Source organism: Streptomyces sp. NPDC001507, from assembly GCF_042894765.1.
Lineage (GTDB): Bacteria > Actinomycetota > Actinomycetes > Streptomycetales > Streptomycetaceae > Streptomyces.
This window is the reverse complement of the sequence record NZ_JBIAVV010000011.1, coordinates 1-23456: the sequence shown is the minus strand read 5'-3', so window position 1 is coordinate 23456 and position 23456 is coordinate 1. Positions and strand designations below refer to the sequence as shown.

The 23456-nt window shown below is 68.1% G+C and carries 21 protein-coding genes, 1 tRNA gene and 2 pseudogenes; 15 read left to right on the top strand and 9 right to left on the bottom strand.

From position 1 onward, the window contains the following. Positions 1–721: 721 nt before the first annotated feature. Positions 722–1066 carry a hypothetical protein gene (locus tag ACFY0K_RS32170; protein WP_390642757.1) on the bottom strand — a complete coding sequence of 115 codons (345 nt, stop codon included), beginning with the start codon at positions 1064–1066 and terminating at the stop codon, positions 722–724. A gap of 632 nt (positions 1067–1698) precedes the next feature. On the opposite strand from ACFY0K_RS32170, the gene ACFY0K_RS32165 reads away from it, so the two are divergent. Further along, the gene (locus ACFY0K_RS32165) at positions 1699–2106 is read left to right on the top strand and encodes a DUF5994 family protein (protein WP_390642756.1); all 408 of its coding nucleotides are present in this window, start codon (positions 1699–1701) and stop codon (positions 2104–2106) included. A 209-nt stretch (positions 2107–2315) separates the two neighbouring features. Then, complete coding sequence (locus tag ACFY0K_RS32160; RefSeq protein ID WP_390642755.1) at positions 2316–3014, top strand: hypothetical protein; 699 nt, start codon at positions 2316–2318, stop codon at positions 3012–3014. A gap of 19 nt (positions 3015–3033) precedes the next feature. Here ACFY0K_RS32160 and ACFY0K_RS32155 read toward each other — a convergent pair whose 3' ends face one another. Next, complete coding sequence (locus tag ACFY0K_RS32155) at positions 3034–4815, bottom strand: SpoIIE family protein phosphatase (protein WP_390642754.1); 1782 nt, start codon at positions 4813–4815, stop codon at positions 3034–3036. Between ACFY0K_RS32155 and ACFY0K_RS32150 the strand changes: the two genes are divergently transcribed. The 8 genes from ACFY0K_RS32150 (at position 4766) to ACFY0K_RS32115 (ending at position 12156) form a co-directional block, all read left to right on the top strand. Continuing rightward, a complete protein-coding gene (locus ACFY0K_RS32150; protein WP_390642753.1) occupies positions 4766–5554 on the top strand; it encodes a hypothetical protein in 789 nt (262 codons plus the stop codon). The genes ACFY0K_RS32155 and ACFY0K_RS32150 overlap by 50 nt on opposite strands. A gap of 43 nt (positions 5555–5597) precedes the next feature. Then, the gene (locus ACFY0K_RS32145) at positions 5598–5768 is read left to right on the top strand and encodes a hydrophobic protein (protein ID WP_093498613.1); all 171 of its coding nucleotides are present in this window, start codon (positions 5598–5600) and stop codon (positions 5766–5768) included. Between the two features lie 52 nt (positions 5769–5820). After that, positions 5821–5964, top strand: coding sequence for a hypothetical protein (locus ACFY0K_RS32140; RefSeq protein ID WP_390642752.1), 144 nt, complete (start codon positions 5821–5823; stop codon positions 5962–5964). 942 nt (positions 5965–6906) lie between these two features. Further along, complete coding sequence (locus tag ACFY0K_RS32135) at positions 6907–7905, top strand: glycoside hydrolase family 26 protein (protein WP_390642751.1); 999 nt, start codon at positions 6907–6909, stop codon at positions 7903–7905. A gap of 91 nt (positions 7906–7996) precedes the next feature. After that, on the top strand, positions 7997–8272 hold the full coding sequence (locus tag ACFY0K_RS32130; RefSeq protein WP_390642750.1) for a hypothetical protein: 276 nt from the start codon (positions 7997–7999) through the stop codon (positions 8270–8272). Next, the gene (locus tag ACFY0K_RS32125; protein WP_390642749.1) at positions 8272–9423 is read left to right on the top strand and encodes a tyrosine-type recombinase/integrase; all 1152 of its coding nucleotides are present in this window, start codon (positions 8272–8274) and stop codon (positions 9421–9423) included. Before ACFY0K_RS32130 ends, ACFY0K_RS32125 begins: the two co-directional genes overlap by 1 nt. A gap of 190 nt (positions 9424–9613) precedes the next feature. Continuing rightward, positions 9614–11680 carry a GNAT family N-acetyltransferase gene (locus tag ACFY0K_RS32120; RefSeq protein ID WP_390642748.1) on the top strand — a complete coding sequence of 689 codons (2067 nt, stop codon included), beginning with the start codon at positions 9614–9616 and terminating at the stop codon, positions 11678–11680. Further along, positions 11677–12156, top strand: coding sequence for an ASCH domain-containing protein (locus tag ACFY0K_RS32115; protein ID WP_390642747.1), 480 nt, complete (start codon positions 11677–11679; stop codon positions 12154–12156). The genes ACFY0K_RS32120 and ACFY0K_RS32115 overlap by 4 nt, the downstream gene beginning before the upstream one ends. A gap of 460 nt (positions 12157–12616) precedes the next feature. Here the strand turns inward: ACFY0K_RS32115 and ACFY0K_RS32110 are convergent. After that, positions 12617–12690: transfer RNA gene (locus ACFY0K_RS32110), tRNA-Gly, on the bottom strand. 283 nt (positions 12691–12973) lie between these two features. Here ACFY0K_RS32110 and ACFY0K_RS32105 point away from each other — a divergent pair. From ACFY0K_RS32105 to ACFY0K_RS32095, 3 genes are all read left to right on the top strand, one after another. Continuing rightward, positions 12974–13135 (top strand): hypothetical protein, encoded by a 162-nt coding sequence (locus ACFY0K_RS32105; protein ID WP_177233016.1) that lies wholly within the window; start codon positions 12974–12976, stop codon positions 13133–13135. Positions 13136–13222: 87 nt separating this feature from the next. Then, on the top strand, positions 13223–13798 hold the full coding sequence (gene dcd, locus ACFY0K_RS32100) for a dCTP deaminase (RefSeq protein WP_351956638.1): 576 nt from the start codon (positions 13223–13225) through the stop codon (positions 13796–13798). A 10-nt stretch (positions 13799–13808) separates the two neighbouring features. Next, entirely contained in the window at positions 13809–14315 is a 507-nt protein-coding gene (locus ACFY0K_RS32095; RefSeq protein WP_390642746.1) for a phosphoribosyltransferase, read from the top strand. Between the two features lie 104 nt (positions 14316–14419). Here ACFY0K_RS32095 and ACFY0K_RS32090 read toward each other — a convergent pair whose 3' ends face one another. Together ACFY0K_RS32090 and ACFY0K_RS32085 are read right to left on the bottom strand one after the other, a co-directional pair. Further along, positions 14420–15364, bottom strand: coding sequence for a YIP1 family protein (locus ACFY0K_RS32090; RefSeq protein ID WP_390642745.1), 945 nt, complete (start codon positions 15362–15364; stop codon positions 14420–14422). A 138-nt stretch (positions 15365–15502) separates the two neighbouring features. Next, the gene (locus ACFY0K_RS32085) at positions 15503–15964 is read right to left on the bottom strand and encodes an aKG-HExxH-type peptide beta-hydroxylase (RefSeq protein WP_390642744.1); all 462 of its coding nucleotides are present in this window, start codon (positions 15962–15964) and stop codon (positions 15503–15505) included. Between the two features lie 311 nt (positions 15965–16275). Here ACFY0K_RS32085 and ACFY0K_RS32080 point away from each other — a divergent pair. Beyond that, a pseudogene (locus ACFY0K_RS32080) lies at positions 16276–16407 on the top strand (antibiotic biosynthesis monooxygenase family protein); the annotation flags it as partial. Between the two features lie 84 nt (positions 16408–16491). Here the strand turns inward: ACFY0K_RS32080 and ACFY0K_RS32075 are convergent. Further along, positions 16492–17034, bottom strand: coding sequence for a hypothetical protein (locus tag ACFY0K_RS32075; RefSeq protein WP_390642743.1), 543 nt, complete (start codon positions 17032–17034; stop codon positions 16492–16494). 114 nt (positions 17035–17148) lie between these two features. Between ACFY0K_RS32075 and ACFY0K_RS32070 the strand changes: the two genes are divergently transcribed. Continuing rightward, positions 17149–17478 carry an antibiotic biosynthesis monooxygenase family protein gene (locus ACFY0K_RS32070; protein WP_390642742.1) on the top strand — a complete coding sequence of 110 codons (330 nt, stop codon included), beginning with the start codon at positions 17149–17151 and terminating at the stop codon, positions 17476–17478. Positions 17479–18691: 1213 nt separating this feature from the next. Here the strand turns inward: ACFY0K_RS32070 and ACFY0K_RS32065 are convergent. From ACFY0K_RS32065 to ACFY0K_RS32055, 3 genes and pseudogenes are all read right to left on the bottom strand, one after another. Beyond that, positions 18692–19147: pseudogene (locus tag ACFY0K_RS32065) on the bottom strand (DnaA ATPase domain-containing protein); the annotation flags it as partial. 74 nt (positions 19148–19221) lie between these two features. Beyond that, on the bottom strand, positions 19222–21840 hold the full coding sequence (locus ACFY0K_RS32060; RefSeq protein ID WP_390642741.1) for a tetratricopeptide repeat protein: 2619 nt from the start codon (positions 21838–21840) through the stop codon (positions 19222–19224). Between the two features lie 669 nt (positions 21841–22509). Then, positions 22510–22941, bottom strand: a complete 432-nt coding sequence (locus ACFY0K_RS32055) for a hypothetical protein (protein WP_390642740.1) — start codon at positions 22939–22941, stop codon at positions 22510–22512. Between the last annotated feature and the right edge of the window lie 515 nt (positions 22942–23456).

Genomic DNA, 23456 nt, shown 5'->3' with positions numbered 1-23456 from the left:
GACGACCGAAGCGGAAGCAGGGATCGTCCCCTCATAAGATCGAACGCCTCCGTGCGCTGACCAGCCGCCGGGGCGAGGAACGCGGGCAGGAGCTGGGCGAGCGGTATACCGACACCTCCGGTGGCGGCCCATTGGTCCGGAACCAGTCGCGTATGAGCACGCCCGCGCGCCCCGCCGTCCTGGCGGTGGGGGGCCAGGACGAGAACCACTCCGAAAGGTTCTCATCCGGAGGAAATCCACCTAGGCTTGCGGCATTCCGCCGTGCCACAGGTTTCCGCGGAAGGCACACCGTTCGGCAGCCTGTCGGCCGCCCGTGCCCCCGAACCCGGGCAAGGATCGAATTTCGCAGCCTCCGCAGAACAGCCACCTCTCATGGCCCCCGGCCGGCTGCCCCTGTGCGTCACCCCGTCCACTTCCCCTCGTCGCGAGACCGGCGCGGTGACCTTCCCGCATGCCGCTGCACGGTCCGACGTGGGGCACCCGGCTCCCGTTGACGCGCCCGAACAATTGGGGGGAGCGGCGCGTGGGGAGCCCGGGCGGCCGCCGTCGAGGTCCGGACGACCGACGGCGGCCGTCGCGCAAAGCGCGGTGCCCGGCCGGAGAACCGGGCGCGGTCCGGGGCAGCGCCTCCGGCCAGAGGCTCGTCTCTCGCCGATGCTGGGAAGGACTCGGCGTGGGCCCCCGCCGTTTTCCGGCGGGGGCCCACCGCCTCAGGCTCCGCCTATGTCCGCAGCAGCCGCTGGGTCAGCTCCCGGTACTGCCTCAGCGAGGTCCGGAGTTCGGCGGAGTCCGTTTCGGGGTCCCGGTCGTGCCAGCCTGCGCGGAGCACCCGCCGTACCTCGGACAGGGCGGTCGCGAGCTGGGCGGCGGCTTCGTCGAAGGCGCCCTCGGCCTCCTCCAGCGCCTCGCGCGGGGTGTCCGTGAAGGTGTTGACGGCATGTCCGAGGCGGCGCACGATCTCGGCCCGTTCGTCCGGGGGGAGCAGCGGCTCCGGTCCCGTGGTGCGGCGTCCCTCCGGGCCCGGGGGCCGGTCCGCGGGCTGCTGGGCGCGTGTCTGGTCGTACATCGTCGTGTGTACCGCTTCCGTTCGCGATGCGGATCACCGCCTGGAGGCGCCCTTCGCCTTCCCTACGGCCTGATTCGGGCTCCCGAGGACCCGGTCCGCCTGCCCTTCATGGCCCTCGGCCGTCCTGTCAGTCAACGTCCGGCGACGATCGGTGTCAACGCGACGTCTGCCCGATCGCGTCCGGCCGAAGGCCGCTGTTCAGCGGAACCAGGTATCCCCCGGCCCGAGGAGTACGGTGGGGGCAACGAGGGTGTGTCGTGCCTATCCGACAGGTCGTCACCAGCACACCGCCCATCTCCAGGGGCAGTCCGTGACCCCGGCCGCGCCTTCGTCCCAGCGGCCTCCGTCGAGGTCAAGGACCCCTCCATGCGCCCCAGCCCGGTCGACGTCCACCCCACCGGACACCGCCTCGCCGGTCCGGCGCCACAACGGCACCTCCCCCTTCCCGCCGGACGAGCCTGCGCCCGCGCGCGACATCGACCGCGGCCAGAAGGACCCCTTGGTCGGCGTCACCCGCCTCCCGAACGCCTCCGTCTGGTGCGTGTCGCACACCCGGCGACACAGGACAGCGGCGCCGCGCGTCGCGCCTGACGGCAACCACGCACTCATCCAAGGAAGTTGACGGCAGACTCATGACCACCGCCGCACTGCAACCCCCGCTACCCTCCCACCCCGCCCTCCGTCTGCGCCTGGCGCCCCGCAGCGACCTGCCCCGGTCCATCGACGGGGCATGGTGGCCGCGCTCCTACGACCTCCTCGTGGAACTCCCGCGACTGCTGGCCGGGTTGCCGCGCGAGTGGGGTCATATCACCAGTGTCACCGTCAACGGGGCGGCATGGTCCGCGGCGCCCGGCCGGATACTCGTCTCCAACCAGGTCGTACGACTGCACGGAGCCCTGGCGGCGAACGCCCCGCACACCGTCGTCCTGCTCGCCCCCGGCCTCGGGCGCTGGGACCTTGTGGTCGTGCCTCCGGACACCACCGAGGACGCCGCCGAACCGCTCATGGCGGCCGCGGCGGGTGCCCCCGGGGCAGGCTGACCCGGACGCCGTGACATCTCCGCCGGCCTGCCCACCCTGATCGCCCCACACGCACCGGCCCTGTTCCCGGCGGCCACCGGGACGCCGGGGCGCCAGGAGTACGGTGGAGAGACCGAGGGCATGCCGTGCACCGCCTCCGACGCCGGTGCCGTTCTCGGGGATCGACGACGCCGGGTCGGTTTTCGCCCGCGCCCGGGGCTGGGTTGCTCATGCCCGCGCACGTGTTCCTCCCGATGACCCTGACCCTCCCCGCGCTCCGACCCGCACGGGGCAGGCCGCGCACTCGCCTGCCGGACCCGGACTCCGCGAAGGCGGAGCACCGGTCCTCGCCCGAGGTGGCGGAGCGCGTCCGCCCGCTGTCCCGCGGTCAGGTCGCGGACCGTCTAAAGGAGTTGGGCGACCTGTACGCGGAGACCTCCGGTGGTGACGCGTGGGCGTGGAACCAGGCGCGCGCGACCTTCCTGCTCCATCTCGCGGCCGACTCCCGGCGACCGGGGTTCTCGCTGCTGATCGCGGAGACCACGGCCCTGACCGGATACGCCTACGGCTTTCCCACGGCGGGCACAGGTCCGTGGGGGCCGAGGTTCCGTGGCCACGCCGGGGAGAGCCTGCTGCGCCGTACCGTCACCGGCGGGCTCTTCGTCGTCTCCGGCATCGTGGTGCCCCCTCGCGTGCGCCGGGAGTACAAGGACCAGGTCTGGAACCTCGCCCGGCGCCTGCAGCGGCGACTGCTCGCCGATCACGGTGCCGCGCTCGGCGTCACGCTGGTGGACGCCCGGGACGCCAGGACGGTCGAGACCATGCGGTCCTGGGGCTGGCGGGACGCAGGGGACGGCGCCCTCCCGGCCGTGCCGCTGGCCGTGCCGCCCGGTCCGTTCCGCCTGCTGGTACTGGTTCCGGGGACGTGAGCGGCCGCCTCCGCACGGATCACATGTCGGCCCCGGCCGGAGGCAGGGGCAGACGCAGCGCGAGCAGGGCGATGTCGTCGGTGCTGCCGGGCGGCATCCGGGCCGCCAACTGGTCGCACAGCGTGTCCAGCGGTTCGTGGGCGAGGGTGAGGGCGTGGCGGCGCAGTCGGCCGAGCCCGGTGTCCAGGTCGCTGCCGGGAGACTCGATCAGGCCGTCGGTGTAGAGCAGGAGCGTGGACCCCGGCAGCAGGGCCTGGGCGGCGCTCGGCCGACGGCTGCTGCCGCCCAGGTGGGTTCCGAGGATCAATCCCTGCCCGGCTTCGAGGTACCGCGCGTTCCCGTCGGGGGTCAGCAGCAGTGGTGGCGGGTGCCCGGCACTGGTCCAGCGCAGCGTCCAGGGGCCGGTGTCCGTGCCCTCCAGCCGGGCGAGGACGAGGGTGGCCATCGAGACGGTCGTGATGGCGTGCAGGGCGTCGTCGAGGCGGTCCACCACGGCACCGGTCGGGCCGGTGTGGTCCCAGGCGAGGGAGCGAAGGACGCCCTGCAACTGCGCCATGCCGGCCGCGGCGGTCAGATCGTGGCCCAAGACGTCGCCGATGACCAGCGCGAGCGCGCCGTCCCTCAGCGCGAACGCGTCGTACCAGTCGCCGCCGACCTGCGAGCCGGCCGGCGCGGGCTGGTACCGGGCCGCCAGCCGGATCCGGCCGTGCTCGGGCAGCGGGGGGAGGAGGTTGCGCTGCATGGCCTCGGCGACCGCGCGCTGCCGGCCGAACCGGCGGGCGTTGTCGATGACCAGGCCGACCCGGCGGCCGATGTCGCTCACCACGTCCAGATCGCCGGTTCCGAAGGGCCGTGCCGCGTCGGTGCGCACCAGCGTCAGCGCACCGGTGACCTGCCGTCTGCTCCCCAGCGGCACCGTGATGACGGAAGCCGCGCCGGCTGCCCTGAGGAAGGCGCTGTGGACGGTGGCCAGCGGCGAGTCGGACGGGGCGTCCAGGGCCACCCGGTCCTGGAGGACGGGCCCGCCTCCGTTCAGCACCTGGACCAGAGGCGAGTGAACCGACTCCCCGGCAGGGGGCAGCTGACCACGCCAGTCCTCCTGCCCGGCGGCACGGCCCTCGGGACCGGTCACCGCCACCCGGTGCACCCGACGGGCACCGACCAGCAGGTCCACCGTGGCCCAGTCGGCGAGGCGGGGAACCAGCAGCCGGCTCAACCGGGCGAGAGCCTCGTCGACCTCCAGGGTCTGACCGAGCACGTCGGTGATCTCCGCGACGAGTGTCAGCCGCTCTGCGAGACTCTCCAGAGCACTCGTACGAGCGGCTCGTTCCGCCCGTTGCTCCCGTTCCTTCTTTTCATCCCGTTCATCCCGTTCCGATTGCTCCTCCGGTTCCATCCGCTCCGCACGCTCCCTGCGGGCACGGCGGTCCGCCCCCGTCTCGACGATCAGCACGACCATGCCCGGAGAAACGCCGGAGAGGTCGTCGTCGGTCAGGGGCGTGGCCGACCAGGAGACCGGGACCAGCCGTCCGTCCCCCCGCAGACACCTGTCGTCGTCCCCGCGTGCCGGACGCCCCTCGGCCAGCGCCCGCAGCAGCGGGCAGCGCTCGCGCGGGACGGGGGCACCCCCCGGGTCCCGGTGGCACAGGTCATGCAGGTCCTGCCCGTGCACCACCGCCGCCGGGCGGCCCAGCAGCCGCTCGGCGGCCGGGTTGACCGCGACGATCCGCCCGGCCGGGTCGAGCACGGCCATGGCCGTGCCCAGCCGCTCCACGACCTGCTGCCACAGACCTGGCTCCACCGCCGACAGCCGCCTCTCGTGCTCTCCGCCGGACCTCAAGCCCTCGGTCGCACCGCCACCGCCCTCCCGCACCGACCGCACCGTGGCCCGGCTCCCGGCCGCGGAGACGTCGGTACCCCGATGGTCCCTCGCCGAGCACCCGCCCGCACGACCGGCACGCCAGTGCCTCCACGACCCCACCGGTCGCGGCTTCTTCCCCCATTGGGAAGAAGCCGCGAACACCACCGTCATCGTGCCGCGCACCGAAGCCGGCCGCGCCCCGCACGACACCGAACCAACCGGGCTGATCGGCGAACTCGTCCCCGCAGTGAGGAGTCCCGCATCACCCGGGCCGGACACGACGTCCGCCTCCACCACCCCGGCCGCACAGCCTTCCCCTCCCCCACCCCGCCGTCGGCACCCTCACCCGCACACCCGCACCGCCTACAGCGCCGTCCCGGCACTCCCGGCCGCGACGCTCAGCGACTCCTCGTCACCTGGGCCGCCACCGAATACCCCGGCACCGTCAGCGGCCCCGACCACACCGGCGGGGAAGACCGCCGAAGGCATCCGCGCTCACGGCTGGGCGCCATGCCTCAGCTCGCAGACGACGACAAGTACCGGGCCGGACCGCAGCGGCGCTCTGCTCTGGACAGCGTCTCGCTCGGCAGCCGTGCTTCGGCGGGGAGCCGTGGCTTACGAGGGAGTCATGGAGGTGCCCCGAGTTCCCCTCCATAAACAAGGCAGCATCCACGAATGAACGGATGACAGCAGGGAAATCGGGGCGCAGGAGGTTGATAACCATGGTTCCCCTGCTCCTAGTTCTGCTTCTGGCACTTATTCTGTTCGGTGCGGGCTTCGCCCTGAAAGTCCTTTGGTGGGTCGCGGTAGTCGTTCTGGTGGTGTGGCTCCTCGGCTTCGTGATGAGGTCCACGACCACGGGGGGCGGCCGGGGTCGCTGGTACCGATGGTGACCTGACCGCCGCGCGCACTTCGCTGAACGGCCCGTCCGACTGGCAGGTCCTGGTGACCACATCGCAGCACAGCAACACCAAACTGCACCTCATCGCCGACGCCGTCCTGGGCACCGCCCAGGGCCAGGCACTTCCCGAACCCTTCGCCGTTCATCTGGCGGCGGCGGTCCGGACCCACGGTCGCCGGGCGGACTGAGCCCAGGGACGGTCGACACCGGGCGCTCGCCCGAGAGCCGTCGGTACGTGCCGGGTTCCGACTACGCCACACCCGTGGCAGGGGACCGTGCTGACTCTGGCCGGGGGGCTGGACTTCACCGCTTCGTCGCAGGTGGTGCTGATCATCGGCCCGCTCATGTTCGCCTGCCGGGACCTCGCCGACGACCTCACACGAGTCACCGGTCGCGTTCAGCCAGGTCGCGCCGTACAAGTCCCCGCCCTACCGGTCTCAGGCCCGCACCGTCCGCTCTCCCGAAACCGCTCGCCCGCTCTCGACGGGCCGGCGCGCCCCTTGACCTGCCCTTCCAGTACCTGTCCGGCCTGATACGGTATCGGCCGTCCGACGGGCCGGCCCACGACCTGGTCGGCGACGACGAGGCGCTTGGTGTTCAGCCGCCGCGACACCTCCTGCAGCACCTCCCAGCCGTCCCGAAGCGGAACCTGCCGCACCGAGGCCAGCACACCGAACGCATGACCGGCCACCGCGTGCGGGGCCGTGGCCTGATGCATCTGCGCGTTCCCCTCGCACCACCACGCGATCTCATCGGCTGCGACGCAGGCGACCCGTGCCTGTCCATGGAAGACCCGAGCGCTGCGATGGTCGCGGCGAGGAGGGTTCGTCGGTGCATATCTTCTGCGGGCTGCACCTCGATCGGCTGAAGGTGTGCCGGCGCTTCAGTCGTGCCAGGCCGTGCTGGACCGGTGCCCGCGCCGCGGATGGCACACGGTTTGACGGATCCGCGTGAGCTACCCGCCCAGCGAGCGTCGGTGAGATGTCGTCACCCGCGAGCTGGCGCCCGTGCAGGCTCTCTCGGCGAGGCCCGGGACGCGAGCCACCGGGTCGGTCACCACCTGCGCGGCCGACGTTCTCCACAGGGCAGGTGGTCCGAGGAGAGCGGGACTGAGGTGCAACCATGTCGTGATGACGGCAGGACGTGCAGCGCGGTTCGTGGCGGGCCCGATGCTGGCCCTGGAGCTGCTGCTCACCGGCTGTGTCTCCGGGCAGGCCCAGTCCGCGAAGCCGGTGGACGACGCGGTACGGCGGATCACGGCACCGCAAGGCCGGTACTTCGGGGTGAGCACCCTTCAGGCCCCGTGGTCCCGGGCGGAGACAGCCGCGGTGGCCCGGAAGGCGGGGAGCGCGCCGAACATGCTGGAGTACTTCGTCAAGTGGACGGAGGACTTCCGTCCGGCTGCGGTGCGGGCGTCGTACGCGCAGGGGGCGGTGCCGCTGCTGACCTGGGAGCCCTGGGCCGGCTCCGGCGCGGGGACACGGCAGCCGCGCTACGCGCTGGCGCGGATCGCCGGGGGCGGCTTCGACGCCTACGTCACGCGCTTCGCGGAGGCGGTACGCGCACAGGGGCGACCAGTGGTGATCCGCTTCGCGCACGAGATGAACGGCACGTGGTTCCCGTGGTCGGAGCAGCGCAACGGCAACCACAAGGGCGACTACGTGAAAGCCTGGCGACACGTCCACGACCTGTTCGAGCAGGCCAGCGCCGACAACGTCATCTGGCTGTGGAGTCCGAACGTGGTGCGGGACGCGCCCGCGGTGTCCCTGCGTGAGCTGTATCCCGGGGACGCGTACGTCGACCTGGTGGGGATGACGGGTTATCAGGACGACGAGTCCACGGCGGGTGCGGTGTTCGACGCGACACTAGCCCGGTTGCGCGGTCTGACCGATCGCCCGGTGGTGATCGCCGAGACAGGTGCGCGACCGGGCCGGAAGAAGGCTGCCTGGATAGCGGCCTTCTTCCGTTGGTTCGTCGCGCACCGGGAGGTGATCGGCTTCGTGTGGTTCGAGCGCAGCCGTGCCGACGGCGGTCACCAGGACTGGCGCTTCACCCAGACCCCGGGGACCACCCGCGCCTTCGCAGGCGGCCTGGCCACCGTACGGCTGGCGAAGTTCTCCCGGACGTAGCGGATCACCCGGTCGTAGCGGTGGTGGCGGCCGTCGGTGCCCCCGGCGCCGACGCGTCGGCCACCCCGGTCAGGGTGATGTCCGCGAGCCCGTGCCGGAACGCCTTGAGTGTCGCCGCGTTCTCGGTGAAGCGCCAGTCCGCACCGCCGCCCTGTTCCCGGTCGCGTTCGAACCAGATGAAGCCGATGACGTCGTCCTGCTCGCTCTTGCCGAGCCAGTCGAAGAAGTCACTGATCCACGCTGCCTTCGACGCGCCGGGCTGCGCGCCGGCCTCCGCATCCCCGAGAGTGCGATCGCCGAGTACGTCGAGGCGCGCACCGTCGAGCCGGTCCGCCGTGTCCGTGTCCGCTACGGGAAGGCGGCTTGATGGCAGGTCGCAAGCCGCAGCGGCGGCGCGAGTTCGGCACGACGCGCAAGCTTCCGTCCAGCCGTTGGCAGGCCCGCTACATCGGCCCGGACAGGCAGCGATACACCGCGCCGGAGACGTTCGACACCAAGAGGGACGCCCAGGAGTGGCTCAACCTCGTTCGCGCCGACATCGAGCGCAGCGTCTGGCGCGACCCCGACGCCGGCGCGGTGAACTTCGAGAAGTACGCGCTTCGCTGGATGGAGGAGCGCGGCCTGTCCCCCACCACCGTCGACCGCTACGACGGCCTGCTCCGCCTCCACATCCTGCCGACCTTCGGCGGCAAGGACCTGGACGACATCACCCCGCCCTCGGTCCGCACGTGGCGAGCCGAACGCCTAAAGGCCACCGGCGCCACGACGGTCGCGAAGTCCTACCGGCTCCTCAAGGCGATTCTTCAGACGGCGGTCGACGACGACCTCCTCCGCAGCAACCCGTGCCGCATCAAGGGCGCCGGCAAAGAGGAGGCCGACGAGCGCCCCATCGCGACCATCAAGCAGGTCTTCGACCTCGCCGATGCCATGGGCCCTCGCTGGCGCCTGATGGTCTTGCTCGGCGCCTTCGCCTCCCTCCGCCCGGAAGAACTGGCCGAACTGCGCCGTCGCAGTGTCGATCTCGACGAATGCTCCCTGCGGATCACGCTCGCCTCCCCCGAACTGACCAACGGCATGCGCGCCACCGGTGACCCGAAGACAAGAGCGGGCAAGCGCACCGTCCACCTTCCCGAGTTCTTGCTCCCGGAGTTGCGCCGCCACCTCCAGTGGTTCGCCGAGAAGGGTCCGGACGGCCTGCTCTTCGTGGGCGAGAAGGGCGCCCCGTTCCGCCGCTCGACCTTCGGCCGTAAGTGGCGCAAGGCCAGGACCAAGGTGGGGATGCCGGAGAACTTCCGCTTCTACGACCTCCGCCACACCGGCAACACCCTGGCCGCCGACACCGGCGCCAAACTGAAGGACCTCATGGTCCGCGCCGGCCAGTCCTCGGAGCGCGCCCAGCTGATCTACCAGCACTCGACGGCGAAGCACCAGCGGAAGCTGGCTCGGGGCATCGATGCTGAGGTGCGGCTGCAACTCCGTCAGGCGCAGACCGGGGAAAGGCCGGCCGCAGAAGCGTGAAGGCGCGGGCGGGCGTAGCGAGAACCGACTGGGTTTCGCTACGCCCGAAGCCGTGTTGGGACTGCCCCAACAGCACCGTGCGCCCGTCATGCCCCCTTGAGGGAGGGCTTCCGTTGAGATCAGCTTTCCCTGTATGTACTGACAGGGGAGTTAAGGCTGGTCTCGGTCGGCCCTTCTGGAGGGGGGAGTAGTGGCGATCAAGTTGCTGTCGGTTGCGCCTGCGCAGAATGAGCTGATCGACAAGGCCATCATGCTGGGCAACCGCTACACCAAGACGTTGGGGCTCTTGAAGCCTCCGGCGTACACCAAGGCAGCGGAAGACGGTGGACTGCTCGTAGCCGTTGAAGCGGACCAGGTGATCGGCTACGCACTGTTCGGGCTCCCGAAAAGGAGCGCGCACATACGCCTTGCCCACCTGTGCGTGGCTGAGGAGCAGCGCGGCAGGAGCATCGCACGGCAACTGGTGGAGGAGATCAAGAAGAGGTATCCACAACGGCTCGGTATCAAGGCCAAGTGCCGTCGGGACTACGAGCTGAGCGACATGTGGACGAGCCTGGGGTTCGTCCCACACGGCGAGGTACGGGGACGCGGCCGGGATGGAGAGATCCTCGACGGATGGTGGTTGGATCTGGGGCACCCCCATCTCTTCACTGAGGTGGAAAGTGATGCCCTGCTGGTGGTGGCGGTCGACCACGGGGTGTTCGCTGATCTCCGCGGACTCGCCTGCACAACCGATGTAGAGGAATCTCGCGCGCTGGAAGCGGGCTGGATGACGGATCTCGTTGAGCTTGCCTACACGCCCCAACTGGTCCATGAGATCCGCGATATCGCCGACACCGCCGAGCGCCAGCATCAGCGGGCGGCGTTGCCTGGACTGCGTCAGCTCACACCTGCCCCCGAGGCTGTGACCGAACGAACGACTGAGCTGCTCAGCGCGACCAAGAAGTCACTCCCGGACCTGCCTGACGACGGGGGGCTCCGTCGCTGCGCGCATTACGTGGCCGAGACCTCGTGTGCCGGCCTCCGCGTGCTGGCCACTCGGAACCCCCTCCTGTCCCGCCTGGCGGACGTGGCTTGGGAGGTTGCCAGGGTTCGCGTCGTATCGCCCGCCACGGTGACGCTGCATGTGGACGAGCTTCGGCAGGCCCAGGTATACCGCCCGGCCGACCTGATGGGCACGGACTTCCGGTCCACGGAGGTATCCCCGGGCACCGAGGACGAACTAGTCGCATTCTTCGATCAGACCGGCGAGGACACCGGATCGGCCTTCGCCGAACGCCTGCGCTCCCTGGCCGCCGATACGGTCGTATGGCGCCGCGAACTGCTGCGGGACGGGGAGGGGCACCCTGTAGCCCTCTATGCATGGGCGCTGGACGGGCGGACCCTGGTGGTCCCTGTGCTACGCACTGCGGACCATCCGCTCGAAGAGACTCTGGCTAGGCAACTCCTCTTTCTACTCAAGCGCCTTGGGCGTGACTGCGGCGCGGAGATCATTCGAATCACCGACCCGCATCCCTCGGCGGTAGCCAAGGCAGCCGGTGGGGATGACGGATTCTTCGAGCACGACGGCAGGCTCGTAGCGCTCCTGGTGAACGTATGCGGTACGGCTGCCGAGGTGGAGGCAGTAGCCGGCGGGCTCGCTCGCGAGCTGACCGTAGAAGCAGCTGCCCTACATGAGGGCATGCCCGCCGAGGTAGCCGCTGTGGTGGAACGCGCCTGGTGGCCGGCGAAGGTTATCGACTCCGGGTTGACGTCCTTCATGGTGCCGATCAAACCGCGGTGGTCAACCGAACTGTTCAACGTCCCGGCCATGCTCCTTCCCCGCAGCGACGTCCTGGGCATCAGTAGGGAGCACGTCTACTACCGCTCGTCGGGACATCGAGGCGAGAGCGTTCCCGCCCGCCTCCTCTGGTACGTCAGTGAGGGGCCTGCAGGGGTCGAAAGCCAGATGATCGTGGGCAGTTCCAGGCTGGACGAGGTGCTCATCGACACACCCGATGCCCTGTTCTCGAAATTCGAACACCTGGGCGTATATGGTCGAGCTGAGGTTCAGGAAGCCGCTGATACCTCAGGTCACGCCATGGCTCTGAGGTTCTCGGACACCGAGATCTTCCCCAAGCCGGTGGCGCTGAGGCGATTGACCTCGCTGACCGGGGAGCTGGGACTACCTTGGTCATCAAACTCGTTGATCTCGCTGTCAAAGATCAGCAACGAGCTGTTCCAGGCGGTCTACAAAGAGGGGTACCGAAAGACGTGAACGATCCGGAACGCGCGATGCTGCTGTCCGTCCACCCGCGCTTCGCCACCGCGATCCTGGCCGGCAGCAAGACGGTGGAGGTACGCCGCCAACGCGTCGCTGCGCCTCCCGGAACACCAGTCCTGCTCTACGCGACCGCGCCCACCATGGCGCTGGTGGGTATGGCGCGCATCGCCTCGGTCCACGTGGCGTCCCCCAAGGAAGTCTGGTCGGCGCATCGCGCTCAGACGGGGATCACCCGACGTGAGTACGACGCCTATATGGACGGCGCCACCCAAGCGAGCGGCCTGACTTTGGAGGACCCCCTGGTCTTCGACGAGCCAGTGACCCTCAGTGCACTGCGTGCGGCGGGAGACTTCCACCCGCCGCAGAGCTACCGCTACCTGAAGAGCGCCGACCTGCGCCAGGTATCAGAAGCCGGCCCGGCCGCGGGCAGTGCGCTTCGCCGTGTACTGCCAGACGCGGTGCACGCGTAGCAGACCGGGTATCCGAACCGATTGATCGGGGAGCCCCGTCGCCACCGTTTAGCCTCGCGCTTTCATGAAGCGGACTGTCCGGCAGGCGGTCAGGAAAGCGCGAGGCTAATGAGCACCACCGACAACGAGGCTGGCTCCCGACCAGGCGGCGGTGTTCATGCGGTGTACCGAGCACGGCCACTGCGGCTCCGATGAGGCATCGCGCGCCGGGTAGGTGCACAGCTCCCGTGAACTGCGGTTTTGCGTAAGCGACTTCACGGCACGCCGGGCGCCAGTGACCCAAGTCACACGAAATGCGTCTCACGATTCGAGACGATGTGGCACCACAACGCCGACCCCGACGACAGAAAGGGCCCCGATGGTGGGGTTGACCTGCACTTAGGGCACGCGGAGGGCACGACGCCCTTGAAATGGTCTAGACAACAAACAACCCCCGGGCCCATGACCTGGGGGTTCGCAGTGGAGCGGGTGACGAGAATCGAACTCGCGCTCTCAGCTTGGGAAGCTGATGTTCTACCATTAAACTACACCCGCGTAAGACGCCGACCTGGTCGGTGCCCGAACGCTCGCTCACTGTACCTCATGACGGACCCCCGGTGCTCAGACCGTGGGGTTCGTGTGCGTTTCGAAGGATGGGGCAGGGGTGGGATACGGGTGCGGGAGGCCGGAGTTGGGGCGTACGGTGGAGGTGTGGGAGAGGGGCCCGGCAGGCCGGAGTGCCGCCTGGAGAGCCGTCCCTTTGATCCCGTAATGTGGCTTTCCGTCGTCACGGCAGTAAGCCCGACGCGGCTTCTGGGGAAGGGACTTAAGGGACTTGATGGAACGCACCGTCGTCCGCTGTGCCGAAGGGCACGTGTTCAGCACCGCTTCGTTCCCGATGCAGCAGGCCGAGCGGCTCGGCCCCGGCCGGCTCGTGCGGTGTCCCAAGTGCGCCCGGCTGCGCAGCGTCGTGCCGGTCGCACTGGAGAAGCAGCAGTAGCGGAAGAAGGACACAAACAGCAGTAGCTCGGGCGCGCGGACTCGTCACGATTGTCGTGGGTCCGCGCGCCTTGCGTATCCTCGGGGCGTGCTTCTCTCAGACAAGGACATCCGGGCCGAGATCGACGCCGGGCGGGTACGGATCGATCCCTACGACGAAACCATGGTGCAGCCGTCGAGCATCGACGTCCGGCTGGACCGTTTCTTCCGGGTGTTCGAGAACCACCGGTACCCGCACATCGACCCCTCCGTCGAGCAGCCGGACCTCACCCGGCTCGTGGAGCCCGAGGGCGACGAGCCCTTCATCCTCCACCCCGGTGAGTTCGTGCTCGCCTCGACCTACGAAGTCATCAGCCTGCCCGACGATCTTGCGTCCAGGCTGGAGGGCAAGTCCTCGCTCGGACGGCTCGGGCTGGTCACGCACTCCACGGCCGGGTTCATCGACCCCGGCTTCAGCGGGCACGTGACCCTTGAGCTGTCCAATCTCGCGACCCTCCCCATCAAGCTGTGGCCGGGCATGAAGATCGGGCAGCTGTGCATGTTCCGGCTCTCCTCCCCCGCCGAGCACTCCTACGGCAGTGAGCGCTACGGCTCCCGCTACCAGGGACAGCGCGGGCCCACCGCCTCCCGCTCCTACCTCAACTTCCACCGGACGCAGGTGTGAGGGGCCGGTCATGAGCAACGACAGTCCCGTGCGGGAGAACCTCACCTACGAGCAGTTCGGCGTCGCCGTGCGCGAGCTCGCGCAGACCATCGCCGACGACGGGTTCGAGCCCGACATAGTGCTCAGCATCGCGCGCGGCGGCGTCTTCGTCGCCGGCGGGCTCGCCTACGCCCTCGACTGCAAGAACCTGCACCTGGTGAACGTCGAGTTCTACACAGGGGTGGGGACGACTCTCGAAATGCCGGTCATGCTCGCACCGGTCCCCAACGTCATCGACTTCAGCGACAAGAAGGTCCTGATCACGGACGACGTCGCCGACACCGGCAGGACGCTGAAGCTGGTCCGCGACTTCTGCCTCGAAGCGGTCGCCGAGGTACGGTCCGCGGTGATCTATGAGAAGTCCCACTCGCTCGTGAAGTGCGAGTACGTGTGGAAGCGGACCGATGACTGGATCAACTTCCCGTGGTCCGTGCTGCCTCCTGTCGTGAAGAGGGACGGGCAGGTTCTCGACGCCTGAGCGCGGACGAGAACACGGACAGGAACACGGACGAGAACACGGACGAGAACACGGACGAGGGGCCCCGGCAGCAGTGCCGGGGCCCCTCGTCCGTGTGGGCGGTGCTAGAACGTGCCCAGCTTCACGATCGACAGCAGGGCGATCAGCTGGATCGCCGACGCGCCCAAGGCCTTCGGCCACGGCAGGTCGTGGGACTTGCCGACCATGAGGGTGAGCAGGACGCCCGCCGCGACCCAGGTGGCCCAGCCGAGGAGCTGGACGAAGCCGGCGTTGCCACCGAAGAACATGGCGAAGAGCAGGCGGGGCGCGTCGGTGACGGACATGATCAGCATGGAGAGGCCGACCGTCGGCTGCCAGGCTCCGTCGCCGCCGAGCTGGCGGGCCAGGGTGTGGGTCACCACGCCCAGGACGAAGGACGAGAGCACCATCGCGACGGCCGTCACCAGGACGATCGGAACCGCGTTGGTGAGGGTGGCGTTTATCGCGTCCGCGCGGGCGCCGTCGAAGCCGAAGACGGCGAGCAGGCCGTAGAGGAAGGTCACGATGAGGGCGGGGCCCCACATCGCGTAGTCCCGCATCTGGAGGAAGGTCTGATTCGGGGCGAGGACGATCCCCTTCAGCAGGTCCTTCCAGTGCAGGCGCGGGCCGATAGGACCGGACGGCGCCGCGGAGCCCGCGTGGTAGGTCGCACCCTGCGTGTAGCCCTCGGCCTCGTCGACGGAGAAGGCCTGGGTGCTGCCCGGCTGGTTCGCCGCGTACGGGTCGGGGGCGCCGGAGCCGCCGTAGCCGTTGCCGTCGCCGAAGTACTCCGGGCCGTCGCCGCCGGCCTGCCGTCGGCCGGGGTGGCCGCCGCGCGCCTGCGCCTGCGGCCAGCCGGACGCGCCGCCGTGCTGCGGGTACGGCTGCGGGGCCGACGGGTATCCGTACGACGGCCCCGGCTGCCCCCCGTAGCTCTGGGGCGGCGCCTGCTGCCCGTACGCGGGTTGTTGCGGTCGCGCTTGCGGGGCGCGGTCGTCCCGGCCGCCGCGTCCGTTCCTGAATCCAGCCACTCATCGAACGTACCTGGTCCTGACGAACCGTGTGCGGGCTCGGGCGACCGGGCCCGCCATTGCGGCAGAGCTGTGACATCCCCTAGGGGGCCGGATCCGGGCCGGATCGGGGCCCGCCCGGGGGCGGAGTCGGCCGGGTCAGTCCCCGCCCAGTCTGGCGAGGGCGGCTCGCATCCCCTCGGTGAAGCGCCGGCCGGCCGGGAGGAGTTCGCCGCTGCCGAGGAGCGTGTCGACGGCGCCGCGGTTGTATCCGTACCAGGTGGCGTGCTCCCGCCCGGCCCGGGGAGACGGCGCGGCGGTGCTCCGCTCGGTGTGCCAGAAGTCGCAGACGCCCAGGTGGGCATAGGTGCACTGGAGGAGCGCGTCCAGTGGCCGTGGGTCGGGGCGCCAGGGGGCGTGGTAGCGGGCCGGTGACGCCGGGCCGTGCAGGGGGACCAGGTCGAGCAGGGCCCCGAGCTGCACGTGCAGGAACTCGTGGACCAGGGTCAGGGCGAAGAGCACGGTCGCCTCGGTGCGAACGGCCAAGTGCGTCGGCCGCCGGGCGTGCCGGTTCAGTTTCGGACCGCGGTGCACTCTCGGCTCGCGGACGGAGCACGGCACGAACACACCTGCTGAGGCGGGTGCGACAGCCGCTCCTCACGGTCGTAGAGCTTCAGATCGAACTCGCGGTACTCACCCTCCACAACGACATGGGCAGTCTCGTTCGCACGACGGCGACGGGTGTGCCGCTGAGCTTCGGTTCCAGAGTCCGTCCCTGCCGATCATCGGCCGCCGGCACATGCCACCACTCGAACATGACCACGGACGCCATGGCAGCACCACGGGAACACGGTCACCGGCTGCCGGATGCGCCCGGACACGGCTCCTGGTCGCTCACGCTCTCCTGATCACCCTTGCGACAGGATGGGGGCATGAGCGTAGTCAAGATCAACGTACTGACCGTGCCGGACGAGCAGCGGGAGACGCTGGAGAAGCGGTTTGCTTCGCGGGCGCATGCCGTGGAGGGCTCGGACGGGTTCGAGTGGTTCGAGCTGCTGCGGCCGCAACAGGTGCGCTGATGTACCAGTAGAGCCCGCGCAGGGGAACGGCCGCGGGGTCGACCGGGTGGGTCTGCCTGGCAGCCGTACTCAGCAGCGCGACCAGGCTTCCCGCGGCAGGAAGTGGGTGAGGTCGTCCAGGGCCTCGCGGGGAACGAACACGGGTCGCGTGAGGAGGTGATCGCCCGCACGCTGCACATCCAGAACAACACCCAGTGAGCTCGACCCAGGGATCCCAGCGTCCATGTAGGAAAGCTCCGTGTACGGCTCTCGGACTTCAGCACGGTCGAGCATCCACTGCTCCAGAACGGAAGGGACCTGGCCGACCAAAGCCACCCCCTCCACGAAGACCTGGGGCCCTCGCAGTGCATCGACCACAACGCCGGCCAGCCGCTCCTCCCGGTAGTAGAGCTTCAGACCGAACTCTCGGTACTCGCCCTCCGCAACGACGTGGGCAGTCTCGTTCGTACGACGGCTACGCGTATGACGCTGAGCTTCCCCTGTGACCCCGCTCAGTGCCTCAGAAGCCTCGTCGGGAGCCATGCCGAACCCCAGCGGCCCCACGCTCATGAACGGATCCAGAGTCCATCCCTGCCGTTCATCCTCCGCCAGCACATGCCACCACTCGAACATGACCACGGACGCTACGGCAGCTTGACGGAAACACGGTCACCGGCTGCCAGATGCACCAAAGACCGGCCCCAGTCGCTCACGCCCTACTGATCACCCTTGCGGCAGGATGAGTCCATGAGCGTAGTCAAGATCAACGTACTGACCGTGCCCGCCGAGCAGCGGGAGACGCTGGAGAAGCGGTTCGCCCATCGCGCCCATGCCGTGGAGGGCTCCGACGGGTTCGAGTGGTTCGAGCTTCTCCGTCCGGTTGAAGGCACTGACAACTACCTCGTCTACACGCGGTGGCGCGACGAGGAGTCGTTCCAGGCGTGGATGGAGGGGCCCATGAAGGCGGCGCACCAGGGCGGCGGTGAGGAAGGTGGCGAGAAGCCGAAGCCAGCAGCATCGGGCTCGACCCTGTGGTCCTTCGAGGTGGTTCAGCAGGCCGAACCCAAGAACGCTTAGATCAGGGGCCACCTGGTCTCCATCACCGACCGGGTACACGTTGGCGTAGGCCCTGGGTCCCTCGACTGCGCCATCGGCACCCCTCGTACCCCGCTGCCAAGCTCTGGAGGCCTCCCGAGGATCGGCTCGGAGGTGGAGCGGGTCTGAGCCTGTCCTCGGTCGAGGGTAGAGCGCGTACAGCCGGGCCCCTTCCTCGCCGCGGGAAGGGGGCTCAGTCGTGTCGAGCCGGAGAAACCGCAGACCACGGCCGGGTTCCACGTCTTGAGCGCATGCCCGCCGGTGCCGGCGCTCAAGTTGCGCTGTGGTGCCTGAACCGCTGGAGTCCCGATTCGCCAGATGTGCCACAAGCCCCGGCTCTCACCTGGCGGTGCTTGCACGGCCTGCCGCTTCTGCAAGCGGAGGCCGTGGCGCGGACCGGACGGCATGGGAGCTGGGACAAGTAGTGGGTTGCTGAGGAGTAGTGCGGAGTGTGCCGCTACCAGGTCAGATCAGCACACTCCTCGGCACGGCTCAGTGGTGGTGATTCCACCAGTACAGCGCGAGCACTCCGATTCCACTCAAGCTCGCCTTGATGGCGACGCGCACCAGCTCGTCGCCAGCAGAATGCAGGAGCCGGCGGAAGTGTCGCCGGGCGGATCGTTCCGCAAGGTGGAAGTGCCTACGGTCACGCTTTCGCGACGTCTGGGTGATCTTCGAAGTCGGTCGATGTCCGACCTGGCGCCTACACTTCCTGTTGCTGGGAATCTCGGCCTCCCTTGGTTGATGTTCCTAACGGTGTTGGCGGCCTCCTGCGTAGGACCAGGGGGCCGCCGCCGTTTCCGGGGGAGGCCCTGTCGGCCGCGGGTCCAGTTTGACGCACCGCACTGACAACCAGTGCCCCTCGGGGGCAAAGATGATCAAGAGCGGCCCCTTATGAAAATGGTCGAAGCGGACATACGGAATCGGCGAGGGGCAAGCGCTCAACGAACAGGCTGCCGATGTCGAGCTTCTGCACAAGGTGAGCGAGACGTCCTGCACGGAGCAGGAACTTCACCGCGGCGCCGGGCGGCTGCGGCCGTACCCAGGTGAACGCTGGCAGGGCACTCCCCCGGCCATCAGTACGTATAGCTCGTGGTACCGCCTGATGAGGTTGGCGCCCTTACTGTCACTGACGCGGATGACCGCGCTGGCCAACCCTTGAAGCGTGACAGTGAACGCATCGATCTTGCGCCTTGTTCTTGACCCGGTTCGTCAGGTCGGTGACCTGGTTGTAGATGGACCGCCGCTCGGCCATCGCGCGGATCTTGCGGTCGGCGTGCATGACGGTCGGGTGGTCGCGCCCGCCGAACTGTGCCTCGATCTGCGGCAGTGACAGGTCGGACAGCTTCCCGCACAGGAGCATGACGATCAGCCGTTCGGTGACCAGCGAAATCCGGGAGGCGATGAACTCCAGCACCTCCAGCGTGGCAGTCAGCTGCTTGGGCGGCTGGTCGCTGGAGAGCACGATCTGCATGTTCGCGTTGTGGAGCGTGTTGAAGGTGTGGAAGAACTCCTCCTGCGTCGACTCCTTGTCCGCGAGGAACTGGATGTCGTCGACGAGCAGGATGTCCATCTCCCGGTAGCGCTTGCGGAAGCTGTCGCCCTTGCCGTCGCGGATCGAGTTGATGAACTCGTTGGTGAACTCCTCCGCTGGAGTCAACGATTTGCTGGATGTGACATACCCACCAGACCTGGGTCCTGGGGAGCCTGTCAGAGCTCTTCTTGTCAGCTCGCTCCTGCCGTGCCTGTATTTCTTAAGGCTTCATCACGGGCGCGGGTTCGCGCGTAATCCGCTTCCTTGGTGGCATCGACATGGTCATATGCAGCTGCGGCCTGTAGCCACGCGGTTCGCACTTCTTCAGTGGAGGCGCCAGCCTCACCTAGGGTGGCAGCCAGTTCCTTCAGCGCCTCACCAACACGAAAAGCGTCGTCTTCGTCAGCCAACATCGTTACAGCACGTTCGCAAGCGGTGATGGCCTCCTCGAAACGCCGCACCTCTCGCAATGCGCTTCCGAGGTTGTTCCAGGCCATCGCGGCGCTGTGGGTGTCACCGAGCTCCTGGAAGGTGTCGAGGGCCGTCTCGCAAGCGGTGATGGCCTCCTCGAAACGCCGCACCTCCGGCAGCACATTTCCGAGGTTGTTCCCGGCCGTCGCAGCGCTGTGGGTGTCACCGAGCTCCTGGAAGGTGTCGCGGGCCGTCTCGCAAGCGGTGACGGCCTCCTCGAAACGACGCACCTCTCGCAATGCGCTTCCGAGGTTGCTCCAGGCCATCGCGACGCCGTGGGTGTCACCGAGCTCCTGGAAGGTGTCGCGGGCCGTCTCGTGAGCGGTGATGGCCTCCTCGAAACGCCGCACCTCTCGCAATGCGCTTCCGAGGTTGCTCCAGGCCCTCGCGACGCCGTGGGTGTCACCGAGCTCCTGGAAGGTGTCGCGGGCCGTCTCGTGAGCGGTGATGGCCTCCTCGAAACGCCGCAGCTCCTGCAGCACATTTCCGAGGTTGTTCCAGGCCCTCGCGACGCCGTGGGTGTCACCGAGCTCCTGGAAGGTGTCGAGGGCCGTCTCGCAAGCGGTGATGGCCTCCTCGAAACGCCGCAGCTCATGCAGCACATTTCCGAGGTTGTTCCAGGCCATCGCGGCGCTGTGGGTGTCACCGAGCTCCTGGAAGGTGTCGAGGCCCGTCTCGCAAGCGGTGATGGCCTCCTCAAAATGCCGCAGCTCCCGCCGCACATATCCGAGGTTGATCAGGGCCATGGCGGCGCCGCGGGTGTCACCGAGTTCCTGGTGAATATCGAGCGCCGTCTCGTGAGCGGTGATGGCCTCCTCGAAACGCCGCACCGCTTGCAGCACACTCCCGAGGTTGCCCCAGGCCCTGCCGGCGCCGTGGGTGTCACCGAGCTCCTGGTACAGGTCGCGGGCCGTCTCGCAAGCGGTGATGGCCTCCTCGAAACGCCGCAGCTCCTGCAGCACATTTCCGAGGTTGCTCCAGGCCGTCGCGGCACCGTGGGTGTCACCGAGCTCCTGGTACAGGTCGCGGGCCGTCTCGCAAGCGGTGATGGCCTCCTCGAAACGCCGCACCTCCCGCAATCCGCTTCCGAGGTTGTTCCAGGCCGTCGCCGCGCCGTGGGTGTCACCGAGCTCCTGGAATCCGTCGCGGGCCGTCTCGCTAGCGGTGATGGCCTCCTCGAAACGACGCACCTCCTGCAACGCACCTCCGAGGTTGATCCAGGCCGTCGCGGCACCGTTGGCATCACCGAGCTTCTGGTACAGGTCGCGGGCCGTCTCGCAAGCGGTGATGGCCTCCTCGAAACGACGCACCTGCCGCAGCGCGCTTCCGAGGTTGTTCCAGGCCATCGCGGCACCACGGGTGTCACCGAGCTCCTGGTGAATATCGAGCGCCGTCTCAAAGGCGGTGATGGCCTCCTCAAAACGCCGCACCTCCCGCAGCGCGCTCCCGAGGTTGCTCCAGGCCCCGGCCTCGTTGTGCCTGTCCTTTGTCGCCAGGCAGGCTTCTAGGGCAAGCGAGCGGACAGCTACCAAGTCTTGGAGCTGTCTACGCCATTCGAGATAACGGCCAAGCGCAAACGTGAGGCGCGCAAGAATAACGGGATCACTCTCAGCCTTAGTAATGGAAAGCAAGTTGGCCCGTTCCGCATCCATCCACTCCAAGGCTTTTTCCCGGTTGGCGAACAACGGTGAGGGCGCTGCTGTGCCGGCTGGCATGAAGAGCGTGTCGGCGGCTTCAGCGGTGCGCAAGTAGTAAGCGACTAGGCGTTTACGGGCCTGCTTGTAGCGGCGCCGAGGACGACGGGAGTCGGCTGTGTAAGCCTTGGCTTGTGCAGCGGCGTAGTCACGCAGGAGGTCATGCATCTGCCACCGGCCCCGCACCGTCCCCCACTGGAGCATGTGCGTTATGGCGAGCTGGACCAGCAGGTCCCCCGTACTTTGCTCAGATTTCCCGGTCAAGGTTCTGGCTGCAGCAGTGGAGATGTCGGAGCCGGGGTTTAGCGATAGCAGCCGGAACAAATCAGCCTGCTGAGGCGACAGACGGTCCAGGGACTGATCGAACGTGGCCAGCAAGCTGCGCTCACCATCATTGAGTCCCTCAAGCCGCTCTTCGTCGCGGGTAAGACGGTCAGCACGCTCGGCAAGAGGCTGGCTGGGGTCGGCCGCCAGGAGCGCCGCCGTGATCTGCAATGCAAGCGGCAAGTAACCACACGCCTTCGCCACCCGCTCTGCGGCTTCCGGGTCGTCATCAACCCGTGAATCGTCGATATTGGCATTTCGCAGAGCGGCGTCGAGCAACGAAACAGCCTCATCGGGCTGCAACAGGTCGAGCGAGCGCATACGCCCCAACCCAGGCAGCCTCCGGCGCGACGTAACCAGCAGACCGTGATGTCCGGGTGGCAGCAGCGGCCGCACTTGCTCAACACTAGAGGCGTTATCCGCAAGTACCAAGAATCGCTCACCTGCCCGTGTTCGAGCATCGAGCTGGGAACGGTACAGAGCCTCTCGCTCTCCCACAGTGGGCGGAATATGCTCCCCCAGCACCCCCAGCGAACGCAGCAAGGCATCCAACACGGTATCAGGCTGGGCTGGCGTGGGATCGTACCCGCGCAAGCCTACGAGTAAGACCCCGGTGAACCAGCCTCGCTCCCGCGCGGCGTGGCCGACTGCATATGCCAAGGTGGTCTTCCCCACGCCGGGTAGCCCCGCCAGGACAGCCACCGCAGGTGAAGCGCCCCGCGCTGGGTCGAAAAGAGCGAGAAGAAAGGAAAGGTCTTCCCCACGGCCCGTGAATTCCGCTGGCAACGGCGGCAGTGCTGCCGCCGCAGTGGGCACCGGCGTGTAATGCTGTACGAAGGTGTTGTGCTGTGTACCGCTTGCTTGAGTAGGTCCGCCGAAATAGCCGCCGTGGAAGTCATTACGGAGGCTTTCCTCCGCTCGGATAATTCTCGACGCGTTCCCACGTACCCGACCCTTAGCTTTCTTCTTGCCCCCCACCTGGAACTCGCCCTACGCCCTGAAGTTATTGTGCTGTGTGCCACTTCCCTGCACAGGACCATGGAACGTCGAGTGACGGAAGTCGTTGTGCACGGCTTCGGCTTCTTGCTTGCCCCCAACCTGATCAATCAATGCTTCCAACTCTGCTGCGATCCTGTCCCGCTCCGCCTCGCTGGCTTCCTCAAGCAGGGTCTCAAAGCGCGTTTGCCACACTGCCGTCTGGGCCACGCTGACACGTTCGATCTCCTCCCCGCCATCCGCGGTTGCCAACGCGGCCTGGGTGCGGTCCAGCCGCTCCAGTTCGGTCCTCTCTCTCGCTGCCTCACCGCGCGCGAGCAACCGGGCCACACTGGTACGCAGGCCATTCCACGCGTCCGTGCCCGCTGCCCGCACCACAGCACCACCACCAGTAGCCGCGAGAACCGCGAGCGCCTCTGCCAACATGCATCCCCCAAGTCCAGTCTCAAACGATGCGGAACAGCGTAGGCCGTCACACGTCGCTGCCGGAGCGAAAACTGCAAACCATCACAGCAGAAGTACAGCAACCGGATTGGCCACGTCGAGAGCTCGGGACGAAAAGGTCATCATCCGGGGCTTCCTCACCACGCTTCCGTCGGCACAGCTTGCTCCAACGGACGTCATCGAACAGCACTGCTGAGTATCGTTGGGCGGAGGTCCAAGCGTTCCAAAGCCCGGCCTCCCCAAGACGCCATCCCATTCGCGTGCCAGATCCCGCGGGTAACCGCAGAGACCAGTGGGACTGGCTACCGGCCCGGCCAACGCTTCCAACACCATTCCGCCGCAGGTCTGTGCATCAACTACCACCAGGCGAAACGACGTTCCCAAGCTGACAGCTCCGGCCCTGGGACTGTCCTAAAGATTGTGTATGCCCCGGTGTGACCCGTCTGGCATGAGGTGTCCCCTCTGCTGGGAAGGATCACGGATGGGCATCAAGGACG